This window comes from Microbacterium maritypicum, assembly GCF_008868125.1.
GTDB lineage: Bacteria > Actinomycetota > Actinomycetes > Actinomycetales > Microbacteriaceae > Microbacterium > Microbacterium maritypicum.
On record NZ_WAAQ01000004.1, the window covers coordinates 1 to 5,584 of the forward strand.

Annotated in this window: 3 rRNA genes; all 3 read left to right on the plus strand. The window is 54.4% G+C overall.

What is annotated here, in order from left to right:
- Positions 1 to 260 precede the first annotated feature (260 nt).
- The 3 genes from F6W70_RS17695 to rrf all read left to right on the plus strand — a co-directional run bounded on the left by F6W70_RS17695 (position 261) and on the right by rrf (position 5,534).
- Positions 261 to 1,784: ribosomal RNA gene (locus tag F6W70_RS17695) — 16S ribosomal RNA — on the plus strand.
- A gap of 420 nt (positions 1,785 to 2,204) precedes the next feature.
- Positions 2,205 to 5,309: ribosomal RNA gene (locus F6W70_RS17700) — 23S ribosomal RNA — on the plus strand.
- A 108-nt stretch (positions 5,310 to 5,417) separates the two neighbouring features.
- Positions 5,418 to 5,534, plus strand: a 5S ribosomal RNA gene (rrf, locus tag F6W70_RS17705).
- Together the 16S, 23S and 5S rRNA genes form the textbook arrangement of a ribosomal RNA operon.
- Positions 5,535 to 5,584 lie beyond the last annotated feature (50 nt).

A 5,584-nucleotide genomic window follows, 5' to 3' on the forward strand; every position in this document is an offset into this window, starting at 1 on the left:
GGTAAGATAGAGAAGTTGCCCTTCGGGCCTGGCTGTGATGGCTGGGTCGTGGGAGCATCCGATCCTTGAGAACTCAACAGCGTGCACTTGTCAAATGCCAAATTATCCTCGTCTAGCTTCGGCTAGTTGAGAATTCCTTTGGATCAAAGACCAACCTCCTCTGGGGGTTGGCAATGGATGAAGTCAGCAATGAATTTGTCTCTTTGGTCAGCATCAAACTCGCTGCGTCACCGTTTTCCCGGTGGGGTATGCATTTCTTTTTTACGGAGAGTTTGATCCTGGCTCAGGATGAACGCTGGCGGCGTGCTTAACACATGCAAGTCGAACGGTGAACACGGAGCTTGCTCTGTGGGATCAGTGGCGAACGGGTGAGTAACACGTGAGCAACCTGCCCCTGACTCTGGGATAAGCGCTGGAAACGGCGTCTAATACTGGATATGTGACGTGACCGCATGGTCTGCGTCTGGAAAGAATTTCGGTTGGGGATGGGCTCGCGGCCTATCAGCTTGTTGGTGAGGTAATGGCTCACCAAGGCGTCGACGGGTAGCCGGCCTGAGAGGGTGACCGGCCACACTGGGACTGAGACACGGCCCAGACTCCTACGGGAGGCAGCAGTGGGGAATATTGCACAATGGGCGCAAGCCTGATGCAGCAACGCCGCGTGAGGGACGACGGCCTTCGGGTTGTAAACCTCTTTTAGCAGGGAAGAAGCGAAAGTGACGGTACCTGCAGAAAAAGCGCCGGCTAACTACGTGCCAGCAGCCGCGGTAATACGTAGGGCGCAAGCGTTATCCGGAATTATTGGGCGTAAAGAGCTCGTAGGCGGTTTGTCGCGTCTGCTGTGAAATCCGGAGGCTCAACCTCCGGCCTGCAGTGGGTACGGGCAGACTAGAGTGCGGTAGGGGAGATTGGAATTCCTGGTGTAGCGGTGGAATGCGCAGATATCAGGAGGAACACCGATGGCGAAGGCAGATCTCTGGGCCGTAACTGACGCTGAGGAGCGAAAGGGTGGGGAGCAAACAGGCTTAGATACCCTGGTAGTCCACCCCGTAAACGTTGGGAACTAGTTGTGGGGTCCATTCCACGGATTCCGTGACGCAGCTAACGCATTAAGTTCCCCGCCTGGGGAGTACGGCCGCAAGGCTAAAACTCAAAGGAATTGACGGGGACCCGCACAAGCGGCGGAGCATGCGGATTAATTCGATGCAACGCGAAGAACCTTACCAAGGCTTGACATATACGAGAACGGGCCAGAAATGGTCAACTCTTTGGACACTCGTAAACAGGTGGTGCATGGTTGTCGTCAGCTCGTGTCGTGAGATGTTGGGTTAAGTCCCGCAACGAGCGCAACCCTCGTTCTATGTTGCCAGCACGTAATGGTGGGAACTCATGGGATACTGCCGGGGTCAACTCGGAGGAAGGTGGGGATGACGTCAAATCATCATGCCCCTTATGTCTTGGGCTTCACGCATGCTACAATGGCCGGTACAAAGGGCTGCAATACCGCGAGGTGGAGCGAATCCCAAAAAGCCGGTCCCAGTTCGGATTGAGGTCTGCAACTCGACCTCATGAAGTCGGAGTCGCTAGTAATCGCAGATCAGCAACGCTGCGGTGAATACGTTCCCGGGTCTTGTACACACCGCCCGTCAAGTCATGAAAGTCGGTAACACCTGAAGCCGGTGGCCTAACCCTTGTGGAGGGAGCCGTCGAAGGTGGGATCGGTAATTAGGACTAAGTCGTAACAAGGTAGCCGTACCGGAAGGTGCGGCTGGATCACCTCCTTTCTAAGGAGCATCTGACTCTTCGGAGTCCAGAACCCAGATCGAAGGCATACGTTCTTCGCTGGGAGCTCATGGGTGGAACATTTGACATGGTGCGAAGGATGTTGTTCTTCTCCAGTACGCCACTTCGGTGGTTGGAACGGGGAGGGTGGCGGATGTCGCACCTGCACGCTGTTGGGTCCTGAGGGACCGGATGCGCTTTGACCTTCGGGTTGGAAGCATTTGGTTACTCTGGGCCTTTCGTTGTTTCTCCTTGGTGGGAAGCGATGAGGGGCACCGCCCGTACTTTGAGAACTACACAGTGGACGCGAGCATCTTGCAGCTGATCTTCGGATCGGTTGCACAAGATGATCTTAAAGATCATTAGTCAATTTCATTCCAGGCTTTCGAGTCTGGAGTCGATTCTGATTCAAACTCATGTGATTTCAAGTCTTTAAGAGCAAACGGTGGATGCCTTGGCATCTGGAGCCGAAGAAGGACGTAGCAATCTGCGATAAGCCTCGGGGAACTGATAAGCAAGTTTTGATCCGAGGGTGTCCGAATGGGGAAACCCCGCTGGGCGGCGTGCCGACCTAGTGACTCCCGCCTGAATATATAGGGCGGGTAGAGGGAACGTGGGGAAGTGAAACATCTCAGTACCCACAGGAAGAGAAAGCAACCGCGATTCCGTTAGTAGTGGCGAGCGAAACCGGAACAGGCTAAACCTAGCGTGTGTGATAGCCGGCAGGCGTTGCACGTTGGGGGTTGTGGGACTTTTCAGTCATCTCTGCCGAGATGGCGGCGTTACAAGAAGGTATAGACGAACGGTCTTGAAAGGCCGGTCATAGAGGGTGCCAACCCCGTAGTCGAAATGCCTCTCTTGGCGCGAAGAGTATCCCAAGTAGCACGGGGCCCGTGAAATCCCGTGTGAATCTGTCAGGACCACCTGATAAGCCTAAATACTCCCAGATGACCGATAGCGGACAAGTACCGTGAGGGAAAGGTGAAAAGTACCCCGGGAGGGGAGTGAAATAGTACCTGAAACCGTTTGCTTACAAACCGTTGGAGCCTCCTTAGTAGGGGTGACAGCGTGCCTTTTGAAGAATGAGCCTGCGAGTTAGCGATATGTGGCGAGGTTAACCCGTGTGGGGTAGCCGTAGCGAAAGCGAGTCTGAATAGGGCGATTCAGTCGCATGTCCTAGACCCGAAGCGAAGTGATCTATCCATGGCCAGGTTGAAGCGACGGTAAGACGTCGTGGAGGACCGAACCCACTTAGGTTGAAAACTGAGGGGATGAGCTGTGGATAGGGGTGAAAGGCCAATCAAACTTCGTGATAGCTGGTTCTCTCCGAAATGCATTTAGGTGCAGCGTTGCGTGTTTCTTGCCGGAGGTAGAGCTACTGGATGGCCGATGGGCCCTACAAGGTTACTGACGTCAGCCAAACTCCGAATGCCGGTAAGTGAGAGCGCAGCAGTGAGACTGTGGGGGATAAGCTTCATAGTCGAGAGGGAAACAACCCAGACCACCAACTAAGGTCCCAAAGCGCGTGCTAAGTGGGAAAGGATGTGGAGTTGCCTTGACAACCAGGAGGTTGGCTTAGAAGCAGCCACCCTTGAAAGAGTGCGTAATAGCTCACTGGTCAAGTGATTCCGCGCCGACAATGTAACGGGGCTCAAGCACGCCACCGAAGTTGTGGCATTGACATTATTGGTAGGCCTTCGTGGTCCAGCCGTGTTGATGGGTAGGAGAGCGTCGTGTGGCCAGCGAAGCGGCGGTGTAAACCAGCCGTGGAGGCTACACGAGTGAGAATGCAGGCATGAGTAGCGAATGACGTGTGAGAAACACGTCCTCCGAAAGACCAAGGGTTCCAGGGTCAAGCTAATCTTCCCTGGGTAAGTCGGGACCTAAGGCGAGGCCGACAGGCGTAGTCGATGGACAACGGGTTGATATTCCCGTACCGGCGAAGAACCGCCCAAGCTAATCCAGTAGTGCTAAGTGTCTGAATCCCAGTGACTGATCCCTTCGGGGTGACGCTCTGGGCCTAGCGCACGACCCCATTCTGGTGCGGTTAGCGTATTAACAGGTGTGACGCAGGAAGGTAGCCCAAGCCAGGCGATGGTTGTCCTGGTGCAAGTGCGTAGGCCGAGTCGTAGGCAAATCCGCGATTCACATAGGCTGAGACACGATGCGGATAAAAAGTGGGTGATCCTATGCTGCCAAGAAAAGCATCGACGCGAGGTTCTAGCCGCCCGTACCCCAAACCGACTCAGGTGGTCAGGTAGAGAATACCAAGGAGATCGAGAGAATCGTGGTTAAGGAACTCGGCAAAATGCCCCCGTAACTTCGGGAGAAGGGGGGCCTTCGGCGTATAGGGATTTACTCCCGAAAGCGTTTGGAGGCCGCAGAGACTAGTGGGTAGCGACTGTTTACTAAAAACACAGGTCCGTGCCAAGTCGCAAGACGATGTATACGGACTGACGCCTGCCCGGTGCTGGAAGGTTAAGAGGACCGGTTAGCCGCAAGGCGAAGCTGAGAATTTAAGCCCCAGTAAACGGCGGTGGTAACTATAACCATCCTAAGGTAGCGAAATTCCTTGTCGGGTAAGTTCCGACCTGCACGAATGGCGTAACGACTTCCCAACTGTCTCAACCGCGAACTCGGCGAAATTGCATTACGAGTAAAGATGCTCGTTACGCGCAGCAGGACGGAAAGACCCCGTGACCTTTACTACAGCTTGGTATTGGTGTTCGGTGTGGCTTGTGTAGGATAGGTGGGAGACTTTGAAGCATGGACGCTAGTTCGTGTGGAGTCATTGTTGAAATACCACTCTGGTCACTCTGGATATCTAACTTCGAACCGTAATCCGGTTCAGGGACAGTGCCTGGTGGGTAGTTTAACTGGGGCGGTTGCCTCCCAAAAAGTAACGGAGGCGCCCAAAGGTTCCCTCAACCTGGTTGGCAATCAGGTGTCGAGTGTAAGTGCACAAGGGAGCTTGACTGTGAGACTGACAGGTCGAGCAGGGACGAAAGTCGGGACTAGTGATCCGGCAGTGGCTTGTGGAAGCGCTGTCGCTCAACGGATAAAAGGTACCTCGGGGATAACAGGCTGATCTTGCCCAAGAGTCCATATCGACGGCATGGTTTGGCACCTCGATGTCGGCTCGTCGCATCCTGGGGCTGGAGTAGGTCCCAAGGGTTGGGCTGTTCGCCCATTAAAGCGGTACGCGAGCTGGGTTTAGAACGTCGTGAGACAGTTCGGTCCCTATCCGCTGCGCGCGTAGGAAATTTGAGAGGATCTGACCCTAGTACGAGAGGACCGGGTTGGACGAACCTCTGGTGTGTCAGTTGTTCCGCCAGGAGCACCGCTGATTAGCTACGTTCGGGATGGATAACCGCTGAAAGCATCTAAGCGGGAAGCCGGCCTCAAGATGAGATTTCCATACCTTCGGGTGAGAGGCTCCCAGCCAGACTACTGGGTTGATAGGCCAGATGTGGAAGTGCAGTAATGCATGCAGCTGACTGGTACTAATAAGCCGATGACTTGATAACACACCGTTTGTTGGTGCTACGCGTCCACTGAGTGGTTCTCGATGTACGGTCGAGAACCGCATAACAACAATGACTTTGTTATGTGTTTGATTGAAACATCAATAGTGTTTCGGCGGCCATAGCGTGAGGGAAACGCCCGGTTACATTCCGAACCCGGAAGCTAAGCCTCACAGCGCCGATGGTACTGCAGGGGGGACCCTGTGGGAGAGTAGGACACCGCCGGACTCCTTTTAGTCAAAATGGCCACCCATCGTTGGGTGGCCATTTTGCGTTTA